Origin of the sequence: Algoriphagus sp. SE2 (assembly GCF_039563885.1) — a bacterium.
In the GTDB taxonomy this organism is placed as follows: Bacteria; Bacteroidota; Bacteroidia; order Cytophagales; family Cyclobacteriaceae; genus Algoriphagus.
The window spans coordinates 136,456-155,429 of the sequence record NZ_JBCLWJ010000007.1 but is presented as its reverse complement, the minus strand read 5'-3'; the positions used below and the strand labels follow the sequence as shown (position 1 = coordinate 155,429).

The window sequence follows — 18,974 nt, the reverse complement described above, 5'->3', positions numbered from 1 at the left end:
CCTTTTTAGTGCAGTAAATTTTATTTAATTATTAATTCTATGTTCAAAAAGCATATTCTGTTGGTTGGATTGGGTATTTTACTCTTTTCGACAACAGGTTTTGGCCAGGAGGACCAAGCTATCCCCCAAGGTGAGCTTACCCTTGAGGAAATTTTGGATTACTCCCTGCTAAATAGTCCTCTAATTAGACAATCTCTGATAGATCAAGAAATAGGTGATCAGGAAATTAAATCTGCCATATCAGGTTGGTATCCTCAAATTTCAGCGTCGGGTGGAGCTGCCTACAACATCAAACTCCAAACCCAGGTAATAGGAGACCAATTAATCACTTTCGGACAACCATGGAATTCTAATTTGTTATTTCAGGTGAACCAAACACTGTTTAACCGGGATCAATTATTTGCATCTAAGACTTCTAAGTATTATCGGGAACAATTAGAGAAGGTGACCGAAAATAGCCGGATTAATACGATTGTGGAGGTAAGTAAAGCTTACTACGATATTTTATTGGCCAGCGAACAATTGAATGTATTGGATGAAAACCTGGATAGACTGCAAAAGCAATATCAGGATGCGGTAAGCCGCTATGAAGCTGGATTGGTGGATAAAACCGATTATCAAAGGGCAAGCATTGCATTGGCCAATGAAAAAAGTGACCGAAATAGGGTTAATATATCTTTCGAAGCAAAGTATGCTTATCTCAAACAATTAATGGGATATCCTGACGAGTTTGACTTCACAGTTGAATTCAATAGAGAGAAAATGCTTTCTGAAATGCTCATGACTGATACAGAACCCCTGGTTTTGGAAAACAGAGTAGAGTATCAATTAATGGTAACGCAGCAGACATTGAACGAAATTCAGACAAGTTATGAGAAGTGGAATTACCTTCCTGAGCTTTCGGCAAATTATAGATACAATTGGCTTTATTTCAATCAGGATTTTTCAAATCTATACAATCAATCATACCCTACTTCTTCTGTAGGATTGACCTTATCCCTTCCTATTTTTCAGGGGGGTAAAAGAATGAATCGGGTACGCATCGCTAATCTCCAAGTGCAAAGAGGAGAAATTGATTTGAAAAACTTGACGAGCCAAATAAAAACGGAATATGAATTTGCTTTGGCTAATTATCAAAGTAGTCTTTTCGAGTGGGAAGCTATTCGGGAGAATATGCAATTGGCCGAGGAGGTCTATAATATCATCAAACTGCAATATGATGAGGGAATTAAGGCTTATGTGGATTTGATAGTTGCTGAAACAGATTTGAGGACTGCTCAAATAAATCATTTAAATGCTGTTTATCAGGTATTAGAAAGCAAGCTTGATCTGAAAAAAGCACTTGGACTCATTGAATACAATTAATTCTGCATCTCTAAAAATCAAAATAATGAAATCAAATTTTAGCATTCTTGCCCTTACAGCGCTGATTTTTACGGTTTTTTCCTGTGGCACGAAACAGCAATCAGGCCCTCCCCCAGCTCCAATAGTTTCTGTTAACACCTATAAAGTTGTCGAAAAAACGGTAAGAGGTTTTGATGAATATCCAGCTACTTTGGTTCCAATGAGTGAGGTGGAATTAAGGCCTCAGATTTCAGGATATATTACGAATATTTTTGTTCAGGATGGCCAGCTGGTTAAAAAGGGACAGAAATTATATGAAATAGATCGAAGTAAATATTCCGCAGCACAACAGCAAGCACAGGCTAATTTAGCTAGTGCAGAAGCTAATCTTGATAAACTCGTTAAGGATTTAGAAAGGTATAAGCGATTGGATGCCCAAGATGCAATTGCAAAACAACAATTGGATTATGCTGAAACAGCAGTTTTGGATGCCAAGTCCAAAGTTGCTTTTGCCAATGCACAACTACAATCGGCTACAACAGATTATCAATATTCAGTAATTACTGCACCATTTGATGGGACAGTAGGAATTTCTCAAGTGAGAATAGGTGCGCAGGTTTCTCCTGGTCAGCCCTTATTAAATACACTGTCTTCAAACGATCCCATGTCTCTAAATTTTGTGGTCAACGAACGGGAAATCCCAAGATATAATAGGTTGCTTAGAAAAGAAGATAAGCCTGATTCTTTATTCACGATTAAGTTTAGTGATGGTTCTGCCTATCCATTTCCTGGAGAATTTATCACCATTGATAGGGCTGTTGGGAGACAATCAGGAACGATTAACCTGAGGGTTAAATTCCCCAATCCAGATCATGAATTAATCGCTGGAATGACGGTAACCCTTCAAGTACTCAATGAAGATATAGGAGCTCAATTAGCTATCCCCTATAAGGCAGTTGTAGAGCAAATGGGAGAATATTTTGTTTTTATAGTTCAGGATGGAAATAAGGTCCATCAAGAAAAAATTGAATTAGGGACTCAGATAGGAGATGAAATAGTGGTGAGAGAGGGGCTTAAGGAAGGTGATGTAATTGTGGATACTGGCGTTCAGAAACTTCGTGAGGGAGTCGAGATCACTACTGAAACAACTGGTCAGCAATAATTTTAAAGACTTGAATCAAGAAATATGATATCAGATGTATTTATAAAAAGACCGGTAACAGCAATGGTCATATCCATTGTCATAGTGTTGGTAGGGTTTCTGGCAATACTGAATCTTCCGGTCACACAGTATCCTGACATTACTCCACCAGTGGTCTCCATTGCAGCAAATTACATTGGTGCCGATGCCAAAACAGTGGAAGAAACTGTCGCGACTCCTATTGAGACACAGGTAAATGGTACACCTGGGATGGCATATATTTCTTCAACCAATACCAGTACTGGTCAGATGAATGCCAATGTGACTTTTGAGGTAGGAACTGATATTGATATTGCGACGCTGGATGTTCAAAACAGAGTGAGTATCGCTGAGCCTCAATTACCTGAAGCTGTGAGAAGACTTGGGGTAGTGGTAAGGAAAAGAAATCCAAGTATCATGATGGTAGTTAGCATCACTTCCCCAAATGATACACATGACCCTAAGTTTCTTTCCAATTATGCCAATATCTACATTAAAGATGCCTTGCTCAGAGTGAATGGAGTAGGTGATATTACACCAATTGGTCAGGATTTTAGTATGAGGATTTGGCTGAAACCAGATAAGCTCGCACAGTATAATATTTCATCCAGAGAAGTAACAGCAGCAATTCAAGAGCAAAATCTCCAGGTAGCAGCTGGTACGGTAGGAGGAATGCCTCAGTATAACAATCAAGCTTTTGAATACGCAATTACTGTAAATGGTAGATTAGAAGATGAGGAGGAGTTTGGGGATATTATCCTGAGGAGTAATCCTGCTGATGGTTCTTTGGTTTATCTTAGAGATGTTGCAAGAATTGAATTAGGCCAATTTGACTACAGTAGATTTTCTATTTTGGATGGAAAAGATTCTGCAATTCTTCTTGTCTATCAAGCACCCGGAAGTAATGCTCTTGAAACAGCGGATGGAGTATATGCCGCAATGGAAGAATTAAAAAAGACTTTTCCAAACGATTTGGATTACACCATCTCTTTTGAATCTGTTTCCGTGGTTGATGTAAGTATCAATGAGGTACTTAAAACATTCATGGAGGCTTTGATTTTGGTAGTACTTGTTGTGTTTCTATTCCTCCAGAGTTGGCGGGCGACACTTGTTCCCGTATTAGCAATTCCAGTTTCTATTATTGGCACATTTATTTTCTTTCCCCTCTTAGGTTTTACCATAAATACGCTAACCTTATTCGGTTTTGTACTTGCGATAGGGATTGTGGTTGATGATGCAATTGTGGTTGTAGAAGCCGTGCAGCATTATATTGATTCTAAAAAAGTTTCAGCTTTAGAGGCAACAAAATTGGCGATGAAGGATATTACTGCTCCGGTAATTGCCATTGCTTTAATTTTGAGTGCGGTCTTTATTCCAGTTGGTTTTATTCCGGGGATCGTAGGTAGAATGTATCAGCAATTTGCCATCACGATTGCAATCTCTGTGTTGATTTCGGCGTTCATTGCTCTGAGCTTGACTCCGGCACTCTGTACGCTATTATTGAAGCCATCCGAGGTAAATGAAAAAGGAAAAGGACTAAATAAATTTTTCTTTAAGTTCAATAATTGGTTTGAAAGAACTACTAATTCCTATTCCTCAGGTGTGAAGAAATCTATCAAAAGGGCACCTCTTGTGTTGATTATTTTGATCTGTATTTTCGTAGGAACTTTTGGGTTATTCCAAACAAAACCAACTGGGTTCTTGCCTACAGAAGATGAAGGAAGACTGTATATAACTTTGGAACTTCCGGAAAGTGCATCTACTAGTCGCACTAGAGAAGTAATGATGCAAATGAGTGATCTCATTCAAAACACAGATGGTGTTAATCATGTCACTGGTATAGGTGGTTTGAATGTGATAAACTTCTCATTCAAGTCTAACTCAGCTACTTTCTTTATTCAAATGGATCCTTGGTCTGAAAGAAAAGATCCTTCCAAACAACTCTTCGGATTGATTGCTCAATTGAATGAAAAGTTCAAAAGTATTAAAGATGGGAATATCGTTGTCGTACCTCCTCCAGCAATCCCCGGTTTAGGCAGAACAGGAGGATTCAGTTTTATGTTGGAACAAAGAGGTGGTGGAGGTGATGTCAATGAATTTGAACAAGTGATGGGGCAATTTTTGGCTGCAGTGAATCAGAGACCTGAAATAGCTATGGCTTACAGTTTCTTTAATGCAAAAACTCCAGGTTACCATATCACAGTAGATCGTGAAAAAGCGAAAAAACTTGGGATTCAAATGACAGATATTTTCAGTACCATGTCAAATAACATGGGAAGTACTTATGTCAACGACTTTACAAAGTATGGCCGGAACTTTCGAGTAGTAGCGCAAGCAGATACCAGCTACAGATCTGGAATTGAGGATTTGAAACAGTATTATGTAATCAATTCAAAAGGTGAGTCGGTTCCGCTTTCGGCTTTGGTAAGTTATGAAGTGGTGGAGAATGCTTCTGTAATTTCGCATTACAACCTGTTCAGATCTGCAGAAATCAATGGAAATGCTGCTCCAGGTTATAGTAGTGGACAGGCATTGACTGCACTTCAGGAAGTGGCGGCTCAGGTTTTACCAGCTGGATATGGTTATGATTTCTCTGCTTTGAGTAGAGAGGAACTCTCTTCTGGAAATAGCACAATTTTGATCTTCATTTTAGCAATAGTGTTGGTTTCACTTTTGTTGGCAGCTTTATATGAAAGTTGGTCTGTTCCATTCTCTGTACTTCTTGCTTTGCCTTTAGGAGCATTTGGAGCGATCGTGGCGTTACACTTTTTACCAAAATTGGATAATAATGTTTATGCTCAAATTGGTCTGATTACCTTAATCGGATTGGCAGCGAAGAATGCGATTTTGATTGTTGAATTTGCCAAGGACCGCGTGGATCGAGGGATGCCTTTAATTCAAGCTACGCTGGAAGCAGTTAAATTGAGATTAAGGCCTATTATCATGACGTCTCTTGCCTTTATTTTGGGAGTTGTTCCATTGGCGCTATCAAATGGAGCAGGAGCAGTAGCAAGACAGACCATTGGCTGGACCGTGATTGGAGGAATGCTCGCGGCAACATTCTTGGCAATTTTCTTTGTACCGGTATTGTACGTGACGATTACAAAAATCGCTTATGGTAAGAAGACATTGGCTGAATTAGAAGCGAATTATAAGCCTGATGAACATGATCAAGGGCATTAATTAACATATTCAATTAAAAATTAATAATCCCCCATTAAGCAAAAACTTGATGGGGGATTATAAGTAATAATCAGTGTAGTTTCGATCTATCTAAAAATTTACGAAGCTCCAGACTTTATTAATTATTAATACGATCTGAAAATTTGATAGCTATCGATGTTCCGATAATATAGTTATTGTTGGATGAAGTGGTTTTAGTTTCAAAGACTTGGTCTTTGCTGTGCAACCAACGTCCTTCTAGCCTACAAGCAATATTTTGCACAGGAGAGTAGTCTATATTTAATGAAAGACCTCTCGTTAAAAACCCATTAACTGTGTCCGTAGGAATGATGATTCCTGTTTTATCTTGATAGTATTCTGCTCTTAAAGCCATTTTCCAGGTTTTGTCAATTTTATATTGTCCTATAATGATTGGACTAAACCAAAGGTTATAATTCGTATTTCCTTTTGATGTTTGTTGGAATCCAAAATCAAAACCAGTAATTAAGTTGATCTTTTCTGTTAATTGAAATAACCCGTAAAGGTCATTGAAGTATCGCATTCTTCTTGTGCTATCCGGGTCGTCTGTTCCAAGAAAAGTACTCCAGTTAATAGTTACGTTTTCAGATGCGCTAAATTTTATTTGAGTTCCAAAAGAAGGCAATGAATTCCCTTCCAATCGTTGAATTCGTTGCCAACCATTCACAATCAAAGCTGCCAGTTCCCATTTTTCATTGGGATTGAAAGTAAGTTTTGCTCCGGATAGAAAATAGGGTGAATTTTCAGCCAATAAGGAACGAGTTAAAGTCATATTGTCCATTGAAATGGCACTTTCAAAACCAATATGGGAAGGTAGCACGCCAGCATCCAACCATAAACTATTTTCCCTGTTAAGTGAAATTCCAACATTGGCCTCAAAAATATTCTTCAGAACTCCAGGTTCTGCAGCATAATTGTCATTTGCATATGTTCCTGTTTGCAAAGCCAGATTTGCTCGATACTTTTTATGTTCCAGGTTAAATTTCACCAACCCTAAATTCAAATTGAATTCATTGTGGCGGTTATGATTATACAAAAAGGGCTGTCTTTCTGGGCTTGATGGTTGATTAAAGTCATATACATAAAACACATCTGCAAAGCCTAAAATATTTATCTGAGGTTTTTGCTGCCAGGAACTATCAACTTGTGCAGACAAGTTGAAACTTACTAGAAGGAGAGAAAAAATTATAGAACACTGCCTCATCTTCATTATTTCTGTTTTACTTTTTCTCTACAAGAGAAGGAATCTGAAGCTTGTAAAAAATAGCTTATTGCGAGACCTTCTTTCTTTATTTGCTTTGGCTAAAGTTTTTAATTTTCATTTCTGCATGCTCATTATCTGCATTTAGCAGAAGGGATTTTTTATAATTTTCCATTGCTTTTTCCTGATCACCTAAAGATTCATAGGCCTCACCCAAACTATCAAAAGCATTATATGACTTAGGATAATTTTCGGTGTTTAAGATAAAAAAAGATAAGGCCTTTGACTTATCGTTTTCATTTCCCCGAAGAAATTTATATCCTAACTGATTGACAAGATATTCGGGTGGTTTTACATTCCAGGATAACCGTTTTGAAATAGATTGAAAATGTTCGTTTAGCTGTTCTTGGCTTTCAATATCACGATAGGAAATCCCATATCCTTCGAAAATTGAAGAGATACCATTATGAAAAGCAATAACGGGAACGGAACCATGATTTTCATTTTCAAAATATTCCAGTTTTCCGGGATATTCATCCGCCACTTTGCTATTCAATGATTCAAATAATCTTACATGGCGATCGCGGTTTCTGATATTTCTTTTGCCCCAATTTGCTGTGGCTATATAATAATATCTGTTAAATGATTTCTCTGTTAAGGCTTCCAGCTTTTTGTCCATTGTTTCTGCATCCCAAGAACCAAAGCTTGGGTCAACTGCTATAAATGAGTTGAACAGTGTTTGTTCTTTCATGTAGGCATGGGTAGCTAATAATCCGCCCAAAGAGTGTCCATATAGAATTCGATAAGGTGCTGTTCTGTATTCCTGATCCAGTACTGGAAAAAGCTCTTCTTCCAGAAAACGTAAAAAGTTGTCACCTCCTCCAAAATTATTCTCTCTAACTGTAACTATTTTATCAGGAGTAAAGTCTCTTGCCCGATCTACATTTTGAATCGCCACAACAATCATTTCTGGAATCTTTCTATTTCCATTGTATCCAGAACTCATATAGTTTACCATCCCAGTTATTGATCTAAAATGGGCATTCCCATCAAGCAAAATCAACACGGGATAGCTCTGGTATGATGATTCTATACCGTTGTACGATTCAGGTAAGCTTACCCAATATTCCCTGTTTTCATCTAAAATATTGGAGTGGATTGAATGTTTTATTCCTATTGTTATTTCTCCTAGATCTTGTGATTTTACATGGTTTACACCAAATAATAGAAATAGGAAAATCATTAATTTCTTACTCATTCTGTTGATTATTAATTGATGAAGATCCCTGGGGTAAGCGATAATGAGGATTTTCATCAAATAGAATTTTTTGCGTCAAACTTTATATTCCCGCAAAATAATCTGATTCGTTTTAGATGGAAAACAAAAATGAGAAAATCCGGTAAAGTGATTTTTCATTTGGTAAATATGTTTTGGTATTTCCTTTACCGAAATAAGGTTTAACTAAGTAGGAAGTTTAGCCTTTTGAGTATTTCTTGTTTAAAGCTATTTCTACAGATTTAGCCATATCAAGCGCTGACTTTTCCATAGACATAGGTTCCCAATTAAATACTGAAATGGTTTGACTATTATCTGCAGAAAGATGCTTTCCAATCAGCGTTAGCAGTGCCTTTACTTCTTTATTAACGAACCCAATCATTTTCAATAAAAATAGAGGAGCTTTCTTGGTACTTACTTTATCATATCCATTATTTTTCAGCATTTTTGCTATATCCATGTAATGAACAGGTTGTTTTGAAGCAGCGATAAAGCGCTTTCCATTTGCTGATTCATTAGTTAATGCTTGAACATGAAGTGCTGCAACGTCTCTTACATCCACCATAGGGAAAGAGACATCAGGAATCATGGACATTTTACCGGTAATCAGTTGGACTAGTGTATCCATACTTGTGCCCTCCAAATTATTTGTGAGTGTAGGCCCCGTTATACCTCCTGGATTAATCACAACTAATTCAATTTTATGACCGGTTTTCTGGTTGTTATAAAAATCCCAAGCTGCTTTTTCTGCAATGGTTTTACTTCGTGTATAGGTACTCAAGTTTTTATCGCTTAAATCAGTCCAATCATTTGGAGTGAATTCCCCGCTATACATGTGACCACTCATAGCAGTAATCGATGAGGTTAAAACCACTCGTTTTACTTCAGACTTCTGAGCAGCTTTCAAAGCTCTGAGCGTCCCATCGACAGCAGGTTTAATTAATTCATTTTCATCGTCGGTTTGTTTAAAAATAAAAGGTGATGCCACGTGAAGTAAAAATTCACAGCCTTTCATTGCTTCCTCCCATCCTTCATCTTTGGTCAAATCCAGAATACAAAATTCAAGCTGGTCTTTTGGATCAACAACTTTACTAATTGCTTCTTTTATTTTATCTCCTTTTGATAAATCCCGGAGAGAACCTTTCACATGATAACCATGCTTAAGGAGTTCAACAGCACAATGCTGACCTACAAAGCCTGAAACTCCTGTTACTAATACTTTCTTTTTCATGGTTATTCTTTGTTTTAGGAATTATGATTTTTATTAAAGATATCGATTTATTAGCAAGTACTTGAGAAGGAATCTTTGTAGAAATTAGTGTTTATGCTTTATGTATCTAATTATTTAATAGAAAACATACTAGTGTTAGAAACACAAAAAAAGGCCGACAAGTAACTTGACGGCCTTTTTATGGTATAAATTAACTCTTTTCTATTTCCAGAAATCTGCATTTTCAATTCCTGCTTCTTTCGCGATAAACACAGGGTCTTTTCCTGCTTTTTTCTGCTTTTTATAATCTTTAAATGCTTTCATGGCTGGTTTTCTCAAGAGAAGTATGGCTATGACGTTGAGCCACGCCATCATTCCAACTCCGATATCACCCATGGTCCAGGCAAGAGCAGCAGTTTTAATAGAACCATAAAATGTAGAGGCTAAAATTGCAACTCTAAGTACCCAAATAGCCCAACCGTTATTTGATTTTCTAAGAAGATAACTAAGGTTAGTTTCCGCGATGTAGTAATAGGCCATAATGGTGGTAAAAGCAAAGAACAATAAGGATACAGCAACAAAGCCTTTTCCTAAAGCAGGAAAATGAGTTCCCACTGCATATTGTGTGTATTCTGGACCAAACGAAACACCTGGAAGGTTTTCAACAATAAATCCACCATCAGGATTTAGTACATTGTATTGCCCTGTAAAAAGAATCATCAGTGCAGTCGCGGTACAAACGAAAATCGTGTCTACATAGACAGAAAATGCCTGAACAAGCCCTTGCTTTACTGGATGAGATACTTCGGCTGCGGATGCAGCATGGGGTGCAGTACCTTGACCTGCCTCATTTGAATAAATTCCTCTTTTAACTCCCCAGGCGATAGCCATCCCAAAAACCCCACTAAATGCAGCTTCAAGGTTCATTGCTGATTTTATAATCAATGCAAAAATTGAAGGAACCTCTGTAATGTTCATCAATATAATTGTGATGGCCATTAAAATATATGCTGCTGCCATAAATGGAATAACCACCTCTGCTACTTTACTGATTCGTTTGACACCACCAAGGATAATTAAACCGAGAAAGCCAGTCACGATAATTCCTGTATACATGACAGGAATTTCGAATGCGTTCTCAACACTCAATGCGATACTATTACTTTGCACACCAGGCATAAATAAGGCCGTCGCGAGAATTGTAGCAAAAGCAAATAAAATTGCATACCATTTAATGCCAAGTCCCTTTTCTATATAGTATGCAGGTCCCCCGCGGTATTCTCCGTGATCTACTTCTTTATAAATCTGTCCTAAAGTCGATTCTACAAATGCAGATGCCGCGCCTAAAAAAGCAATCACCCACATCCAGAAAATAGCTCCAGGACCTCCCATTGCGATAGCTGTTGCCACACCGGCGATATTTCCTGTCCCAACTCTACCGGAAATGGCAATCGCAAAAGCCTGGAATGAAGAAACTCCTTTTTCGGATGATTCACCTTTGAATAGAAGTTGGATCATTTCTTTGAAATAGGTGACTTGAAGAAACTTGGTCACAAAAGAAAAATATATCCCAGCCCCCAAACACAAAAGGATCAAGGCATCACTCCAAACTACAGCATTAATTGCTTCTACAATTTCTTTCATTTTTGATTGGTAAACTTCTAAATCTTACAAGAATTCTAAATCTTGGGTTTATTTTGAACCCGAAGAAAGTAAAAAATACCCTATAAACTCAGAAGAATCGTTTTGAATGGGGGTTTTTTCTTGTGAAATGCAGATAATTCTTCTGGAAACAGGATTTTTCAAATTGGATCTAAATAAATTCTGTCTGAAAATAAAAAATGCCAGCACTTTTTTTGCTGGCAATTGTCGGGGTGGCAGGATTCGAACCTACGACCTCCTGCTCCCAAAGCAGGCGCGATACCGGGCTACGCTACACCCCGAGGTGTTTAAAACGATCGGGACTAAAGGCTAAAGTTTGTTATCAAAATAGATTAACGTTTTTAGCGGAGTTTACCCCGAAAGCTTTCGAGGCTATGCCCCGTGGTTAGATTGATGCTTAAGTCTATGACCAATGCTTCAGAACCGGATGCAAATGTAGTAAAATATTCCTTTTCCCAATTTTGTATCTTTAATTATTCTGAAAAAAATCCAGTTACGTCCAATCTGGAAAATTGCCAATATTTAATAAGTTGGGAATAAAATAGTTACGTTTTTCTTAGCTTGAAACTCATTTTAAAAACTGAACTTCAAAATTGCTTCAGAGTATCTCATCAATTTCAATTTGAGTTATTGAACCTTATTTTATTCTTAGTTAAATGAAAATTCTCCTTATCGAAGATAATTCAGAACTTGCAGAAAACGTAGTAAGATATTTAGATCATGAGGGAATTCTGTGCGAAACTGCCAATTCCTTATTCATCGCAGAGGACAAACTTTTATCCTACTCTTACGATTGCGTTCTGTTGGATTTAATGCTTCCTGACGGGGATGGATTGTCACTCTTAGAGTTAATTAAATCTAGAAAAAGTTCTCCCAATGTTCTTATTATTTCAGCAAAAGGGGCGCTAGATGATAAAATTAAGGGATTAGATCAAGGAGCAGATGACTATTTACCCAAACCTTTTCACTTATCTGAATTATTGGCAAGGTTAAAAGCAATCTATAGAAGATCGAAGTTGGACGGTTCAGATGAAATCCAAATCAAGGAGATTTCTATTAATCTTACCACTTCTGAGGCTTTTGTCAACGGGAATTATCTTGATTTGACCAAGAAAGAGTTTGATCTACTCATATTCCTAATGACCAATAAAAACCGAGTGCTAGGTAAAGAAGCCATCGCCCAACATTTGTGGGGAGATTACACCGATAATTTGGCCAATTTTGATTTTGTTTATCAGCACATGAAAAACCTTAGAAAGAAGATCTGCGGAGCAGGAGGGAAAGACTATCTTAAGACCGTTTATGGCTTAGGGTATAAGTTTGATGAGAATACGATATGAAACTCATTAACATCATCACATTTGTATATTTAATACTGACTCTTGCAGGGCTTCTTATAGGAGGGTTTTTTATTTACCTAAAAATTGATTCTGAGATTGAATTTGAAATGGGTAGAGAACTCGATAGACAAGTTGATTCGGTAGCCGATCAGATCCGAAGTGGTAATCCTTACCAAAGTTTGGTTAACGGAAGATTAGAAATAGAAATTATTCCATTTGATAGACTAGAAGAAGAATTGTATTTAAGGGATACCTTGGCATTTCATGAGCCGAATGATAAAAAAGTAAAGCAACTCAAAGCCAGTAAATCATTTAAAATAGATGGGGAACATTATCGGATTTCCTATTTCAATTTGTTGGTGGAGACAGATGATATCACAGAGACCGTTGTATTTACTATGGTGGTGGTTTTTCTTTTACAATTAGCTTTTATCGTCTTGTTTTTAAGAGGAATTTCAAATCGAATATTTCGTCCATTTCAATATTCTTTAAGTAAAATTCAAGATTTCAATTTTTCTCAAAACGAACCTTTCATATTTGAAAAAAGCAAAATTAAAGAGTTTGACCAACTCAATGATTTTTTGATGCGTATGTCAAAAAAACTATTGAAGGATTATAGGCAGATTAAGGAATTTTCAGAGAATATTTCGCACGAAATTCAAACCCCGGCTTCTGTAGTCAGAGGAAAATTGGAGCATTTGATGAATGAAGAAATCACTGAAGAACAAGCGCATTTAATTCATTCGGCCTATCAAAATAACGAGCGGATTCAGCGAATTGTAAAATCCCTTAGTTTATTGGCAAAGCTCGAAAATAATGAATTTGAAACTCCTAGTAAGGTTAACCTATCTGAAATTTTGCTGAAAAATATCGAAATGGCAGAAGAATTAATTTCGGTCAGTAATCTTTCCCTTGAAAAAGATGTTGAAAACAATGTATTTGCTATTATTCATCCATTTATTGCCGAAATATTAATTCAAAACTTAATTGGGAATGCTGTGAAGCATAACCAAAAAGGAGGGTGGGTAAAAATTCAATTGACGAGTAAGTTTTTAAAAATTGAAAATTCAGGTACACCATTAAAGAAAAATCCTGAAGAACTTTTGCAACGGTTTCAGAAAGAAAGCGATAAACCTGAATCCATAGGCTTAGGGCTCTCCATAGTGAATCAGATTTGTAAAAGCTATGGATTATTATTCATGTATTCCTCCAAAGGCGAAATTCATACTGCAAAAATTCTGCTTTCTTAACCAACTTCAAATTTCATTCAGATTCATTTGGTAAAATTGGTTATAACTAATAAACCAACTGTTTCAATGAAGAAATCAAATCCAAAAATTTTTCTGTTTTTAACGCTATGCCTTTTTTTGGTTATCCATAATTCCTATGGCCAAAAATCAACGGTTTCTGGAGTTCTATTGGATTCAGAATCGGAGAAACCATTATCTTTTGTACAAGTAGCACTTTTTGAGGATTCGGATTCTAGTTCTCCGGAGATTTTTGGAGATACGGATGAAAATGGACGTTTTTCTTTGCTGGTGAACTCCGGTGAATATGATTTCAAAGCCTTTTTTCTAGGTTATTCAGATTTGATTATTTCCAATATTGAAGTTTCTGGCGCAGTAGATCTCGGAACACTTCAATTAGCAAGGGAAAATCAAAGTTTGGAAGAGGTAGTAGTAGAAACTTCAAAGATGCCTGTAAGGACGACCATGGAAGGAATAACAATTACTCCTGAAAATAATTTGGCAAATACAGGTGGTACCGTATTAGATGTGTTAAGAAATACTCCATCCATTTCGGTAAGTGAAGACGGATCAGTTTCTCTTAGAGGTAGCTCAGGAACAAATATTTTAATTAATGGTAGAAACTCATCTTTGACCAATAATCTTGATCAACTACCTGCGAGTGCAGTAGAAGAAATACGCGTAATAAATAACCCAAATGCTAGATACGATGCAGAAGCTGAAGCAGGAGTTATAGACATTGTTTTAAAAAAAGGTCTTGAGCTTGGTACACATGGAGGTCTGGAAGCAACATATGGTACAAGAAACCGAACAAATTTAGGTGGTAGAATTAGTCACAGAAGTTTGAAGCTAAATACCTATGCTGGATATAATTATAGGAATTGGAAAAGCATAGGAACGCGTGAATCCACAAGAATACTTTTTGAAGATAATGAGTCGCTGGTTCAGAATACAGATAATACTGATCATGATATAGGACATAATCTTAACTATGGAGCAGATTATTATTTTGGAAATAATATTTTGAGCTATGAAGGTGTTTTCCAGTCCAGTGAAAATTGGCAAACGAACACTTTGTATGCAGAACAAATCAAACAGGATAATTTATTTAATTATGTCAGGAGAAATTCTGAGAATGAAACAGATGATGGATTTGATAATGCTTTAATTTTTGAGCATTCATTTAAAGAAAAAGGACATTTAATCAGAGCTTCTGCAAGTCACTCTTTTAGAAATCAATACAAAACCCAAAACATTGAAATTTTTAACAACAGTAAAAATCCAAATCCTGAAAATCTAACAGGAAAAGAAAAGGCTTTCACCGACGAAATCAGAAATATTTCGGTTTTACAAGCGGACTATATTCGTCCTTTGGAATCTGGAAAGTTTGAAACAGGTTTGAAATCAACCATCCGTAAATTCGACAATGATTATCAATATCTAAGGTTTGAAGAAGGATCTCAGGAATTTGTAAATGATCCAGCGATAAGCAATCAGTTTATTTATAAAGATCAAATCCATGCGGGATATTTTGTCTTTTCTCAATCCAATCCAAAGTTTGAATATGCACTAGGTCTAAGGGGTGAGCTGACTAAAGTCGACACCTATCTGGCAAACACCAATGAATCAAATGATCAATCTTATTTCAATTTATTCCCAAGTGTACAGGGTTTATATAACCTGAATGAGAACCACGCATTAAAAATAACTTACAGTAGAAGGATTGATAGGCCAAGAGCCTGGAGGTTAAACCCTTTCCCTGATATTACGGATAGTTTGAATGTGAGAAGAGGAAATCCTGAGTTAGAGCCAGAAATGATCAATTCATTTGAGTTAGGGCATTTAGCAAATTTCGATAAGTCAAGTTTCACAACTAATCTTTTCTACAGAAAAGTAAATGGACAGATGGATTTCATCACTTTGGTTGAGGATGGCATATCTTATTCGCAACCAGACAATTTGCTTTCCTCTCAGTCTTATGGAGTTGAATTTATCGCGACAAGTGAGATTAATGACTGGTATTCTCTAAATGGAGGTCTTACGCTATTTCAAATTGCTGTGGACGGTTCAAATATTGGCGAAGAATTCACGAACTCTGGATTTTCTTGGAATGTAAAAATGACCCAGGACTTTAAACTGCCTTGGGGTATAAATTTCCAATTAGTAGGAAACTACGAATCTCCTGAAATTGAAGCTCAGGGAAGAGATTTAGCACAATATTATTTTGATGGGAGTTTGCAAAAATCATTTTTTGAAGGTAAGGGAAGTTTAACCTTCAGTGCGAGAGATATTTTTGATACCAGGAGATTTGCCGGGAGTTCATTGACTAATTCCTTTTCTCAAGATTTTTACTCAAAAAGGGAAACGCAGATCTATCTGTTATCTGCAAGATTTAATTTTTAATATTAATTAGATTGGGTTTTATAAAGTAGAAAAGGCAGAGTTTCTCTGCCTTTTTCTTTTTTATTTTGGTTGGGGTTTTATCGGCCTCCTATCAGTCTAAATAATACAGCTATTACAGCAAGCACAAGTAAGACATGGATCAGACCCGATACACTGTAGACAAATACTCCGATTAACCATCCTATTAGAAGGATTACAGCAATAAAATATAAAAGAGAACTCATGGTTTTAGTGGTTTAGTTTTCAAATAATTACATTGTTGATAATCCAAGCTGAATGCCAGATTGTAAAACAGCCCAAACCTTGAAGAAAAAGTGATCTTTATAATAATGGAAATTATTTTTGGGGAATTATGTACCCGAAATAAGGCGCTTAGGGTCAGCGTTTGATGGACTCTTTTTCTTAATTTAAAAATAAATCTAAAACCCAAAATTTCCCCTCATGAAACAATTGATTTTTTTCGTTTTGATATTCATTTCCTTACATGCATTTTCCCAGAAAGAGCAAGACCTCAAGCTTTGGTACAAACAGCCTGCTGGAAAAGTCTCGACAGATGCTTTACCTATCGGGAATGGAAGATTGGGAGCCATGGTTTATGGAAATGTGGAAACTGAAATTCTCCAACTCAATGAACACACGGTTTGGTCAGGTAGTCCAAACCGAAATGATAATCCTGATGCATTGAATGCCCTACCGGAAATCCGGAAATTGATTTTTGAGGGAAAACAAAAAGAAGCGGAGTTGCTGGCATCCAAAATGATCCAGACTAAGAAATCCAACGGGCAGATGTTTCAGCCTGTTGGCAATCTAGAGATCACTATGGTAGGTCATTCCGAGTATGAGGATTACTACCGGGAATTAGATATTGCCCATGCGGTTGCGATAACAAGTTACGCCGTTAATGGAGTGACCTATACTAGAGAGGCGATTGCTTCGATTCCTGATCGAATAATTGCGGTGAAGTTAAATGCCAGTGAGCCGGGAATGATTTCATTTAGTGCAGCATTTACCAGTCCGCATCAAAAGTCAGCTATTAGGACCAATACTTCCAATGAGTTGATCCTGACTGGAACAACTTCAGATCATGAAGGAGTTCCAGGAAAAGTCAATTTTGAGGGGTTAATAAAGATTCAAACAAAAGGAGGTTCACTCAATCATACAGATACAGCCTTGGTTGTGAAGGATGCCGATGAGGCCACGATTTATATTTCTATTGCTTCTAATTTTAATCGCTACGATGATCTCTCAGGTAACGAACATGGTAGGGCTGCGGGTTATATGGAAAAGGCTTTTTTCAAGTCTTATAACGTATTAAAGACAGATCAGCTCAAAGCTTATCAGCACTATTTCAATCGGGTTACTTTGGATTTGGGTGAATCAAAAGCTTCAAAGCTTCCTACCGACGAACGTTTAAAGAATTTTAGAAATACCAATGATCCTCAATTGGTAACCTTGTATTACCAATATGGACGATACCTCCTTATTTCTTCTTCCCAGCCGGGAGGACAACCAGCCAACCTCCAAGGTATCTGGAACAAAGAAATGATGCCGCCTTGGGACAGTAAGTATACGATCAACATCAATGCACAAATGAATTATTGGCCGGCAGAAAAGACCAACCTTTCTGAATTGCATGAGCCCTTCTTGAAAATGGTTCAGGAAATGGCTGAAACCGGGAAAGAAACGGCTAAAGTCATGTATGGAGCAAGAGGTTGGATGGCGCATCATAACACAGATATCTGGAGAATCACGGGTCCTGTGGATGCCATATTTTGGGGAATTTGGAATGGAGGAGGAGGTTGGACCAGTCAGCACCTATGGGAGCATTATTTGTATACAGGAGATCAGCAATTCCTTTCATCCATCTATCCTGTTTTAAAAGGCGCTGCTCAGTTTTATGCTGACTTCTTGGTGAAAGACCCTCGAAATGGTTGGTTAGTTATCAACCCAGGAACCTCTCCAGAAAATGCTCCCCAAGCACATGGAGGCTCTTCTTTGGATGCAGGGACGACTATGGATAATCAAATTGTATTTGACGTTTTTAGCACTGCGATTCAAGCAGCAGAAATATTGAAAAAAGATGCCTCTTTTCAAGATACCTTAAAGCTGTTGAGAAAGCAGCTTCCTCCGATGCATATCGGCCAGCATGGACAACTCCAGGAATGGCTGGAAGATATCGATGATCCGAATGATCATCACCGCCACATTTCCCATTTGTATGGTTTTTTTCCTTCCAATCAGATTTCCCCTTTTCGAACACCTGAATTATATCAGGCATCCAAAACCACCTTGATTCATAGAGGAGATGTCTCTACAGGTTGGAGTATGGGTTGGAAAGTGAACTGGTGGGCAAGAGCCTTGGATGGGAATCATGCCTATAAATTGATCCAAAATCAACTTTCACCTGTTGGTACCAACCAAGGTGGCGGAGGTTCATATAATAATTTATTTGATGCACATCCGCCTTTCCAGATTGATGGAAATTTTGGATGTACTTCCGGAATTACGGAGATGCTAGTCCAAAGTGCCAATGGTGAACTGCATTTGTTGCCGGCACTTCCGGATGCCTGGCCAAATGGAAGTATTTCGGGCATTAAGGCCAGAGGTGGGTTTGAGGTAGAGGATATGGTTTGGAAGGAAGGAAAAATCCAACGAGTTACAATAAGATCTGATTTAGGAGGTAATCTTCGTTTTCGCCTTCCTAATGCTATGACTGTAGAAAAAGGGAGTTTGAACCTTGCAAAAGGAGAAAACCCTAATCCATTTTACTATGTGGAAGAAACTCCTTCTCCCGTGATTTCTGATAAAGCGAATTTGGAAAAGCCGACTTTGGATGCAGGTTATTCATATGATTTGGCTACTGAGTCAGGAAAGTCTTATGTATTGATCATGAAATAATTAACCCTAAAA

Annotated in this window: 12 protein-coding genes and 1 tRNA gene; 7 read left to right on the top strand and 6 right to left on the bottom strand. The window is 37.3% G+C overall.

Annotated features, from left to right (window positions below):
• Positions 1 to 39: 39 nt before the first annotated feature.
• The 3 genes from AAGF08_RS10715 to AAGF08_RS10705 are packed head-to-tail and all read left to right on the top strand — an operon-like array spanning position 40 to position 5,707.
• Positions 40 to 1,365, top strand: coding sequence for a TolC family protein (locus AAGF08_RS10715; RefSeq protein WP_343511157.1), 1,326 nt, complete (start codon positions 40 to 42; stop codon positions 1,363 to 1,365).
• A 25-nt stretch (positions 1,366 to 1,390) separates the two neighbouring features.
• On the top strand, positions 1,391 to 2,506 hold the full coding sequence (locus tag AAGF08_RS10710; protein ID WP_343511156.1) for an efflux RND transporter periplasmic adaptor subunit: 1,116 nt from the start codon (positions 1,391 to 1,393) through the stop codon (positions 2,504 to 2,506).
• A 24-nt stretch (positions 2,507 to 2,530) separates the two neighbouring features.
• Positions 2,531 to 5,707, top strand: a complete 3,177-nt coding sequence (locus tag AAGF08_RS10705; RefSeq protein ID WP_343511155.1) for a multidrug efflux RND transporter permease subunit — start codon at positions 2,531 to 2,533, stop codon at positions 5,705 to 5,707.
• A 118-nt stretch (positions 5,708 to 5,825) separates the two neighbouring features.
• On the opposite strand, the gene AAGF08_RS10700 is transcribed toward AAGF08_RS10705, so the two are convergent.
• From AAGF08_RS10700 to AAGF08_RS10680, 5 genes are all read right to left on the bottom strand, one after another.
• Positions 5,826 to 6,881 carry a porin gene (locus AAGF08_RS10700; RefSeq protein WP_343511154.1) on the bottom strand — a complete coding sequence of 352 codons (1,056 nt, stop codon included), beginning with the start codon at positions 6,879 to 6,881 and terminating at the stop codon, positions 5,826 to 5,828.
• 133 nt (positions 6,882 to 7,014) lie between these two features.
• Positions 7,015 to 8,184 carry an alpha/beta hydrolase-fold protein gene (locus AAGF08_RS10695; protein ID WP_343511153.1) on the bottom strand — a complete coding sequence of 390 codons (1,170 nt, stop codon included), beginning with the start codon at positions 8,182 to 8,184 and terminating at the stop codon, positions 7,015 to 7,017.
• A 217-nt stretch (positions 8,185 to 8,401) separates the two neighbouring features.
• The gene (locus AAGF08_RS10690) at positions 8,402 to 9,433 is read right to left on the bottom strand and encodes an aldehyde reductase (protein ID WP_343511152.1); all 1,032 of its coding nucleotides are present in this window, start codon (positions 9,431 to 9,433) and stop codon (positions 8,402 to 8,404) included.
• A gap of 201 nt (positions 9,434 to 9,634) precedes the next feature.
• Entirely contained in the window at positions 9,635 to 11,056 is a 1,422-nt protein-coding gene (locus tag AAGF08_RS10685) for an alanine/glycine:cation symporter family protein (RefSeq protein ID WP_343511151.1), read from the bottom strand.
• A gap of 225 nt (positions 11,057 to 11,281) precedes the next feature.
• Positions 11,282 to 11,355 (bottom strand) — tRNA-Pro (locus AAGF08_RS10680).
• 375 nt (positions 11,356 to 11,730) lie between these two features.
• Between AAGF08_RS10680 and AAGF08_RS10675 the strand changes: the two genes are divergently transcribed.
• From AAGF08_RS10675 to AAGF08_RS10665, 3 genes are all read left to right on the top strand, one after another.
• On the top strand, positions 11,731 to 12,414 hold the full coding sequence (locus AAGF08_RS10675; protein ID WP_343511150.1) for a response regulator transcription factor: 684 nt from the start codon (positions 11,731 to 11,733) through the stop codon (positions 12,412 to 12,414).
• Positions 12,411 to 13,664, top strand: coding sequence for a HAMP domain-containing sensor histidine kinase (locus tag AAGF08_RS10670; protein ID WP_343511149.1), 1,254 nt, complete (start codon positions 12,411 to 12,413; stop codon positions 13,662 to 13,664). Before AAGF08_RS10675 ends, AAGF08_RS10670 begins: the two co-directional genes overlap by 4 nt.
• Positions 13,665 to 13,730: 66 nt before the next feature.
• Entirely contained in the window at positions 13,731 to 16,064 is a 2,334-nt protein-coding gene (locus AAGF08_RS10665) for a TonB-dependent receptor (RefSeq protein ID WP_343511148.1), read from the top strand.
• A gap of 77 nt (positions 16,065 to 16,141) precedes the next feature.
• Here the strand turns inward: AAGF08_RS10665 and AAGF08_RS10660 are convergent, their stop codons facing one another.
• Positions 16,142 to 16,288, bottom strand: a complete 147-nt coding sequence (locus AAGF08_RS10660) for a lmo0937 family membrane protein (protein ID WP_343511147.1) — start codon at positions 16,286 to 16,288, stop codon at positions 16,142 to 16,144.
• A gap of 217 nt (positions 16,289 to 16,505) precedes the next feature.
• Here AAGF08_RS10660 and AAGF08_RS10655 point away from each other — a divergent pair, with 217 nt between their 5' ends.
• A complete protein-coding gene (locus AAGF08_RS10655; RefSeq protein ID WP_343511146.1) occupies positions 16,506 to 18,962 on the top strand; it encodes a glycoside hydrolase family 95 protein in 2,457 nt (818 codons plus the stop codon).
• Positions 18,963 to 18,974 lie beyond the last annotated feature (12 nt).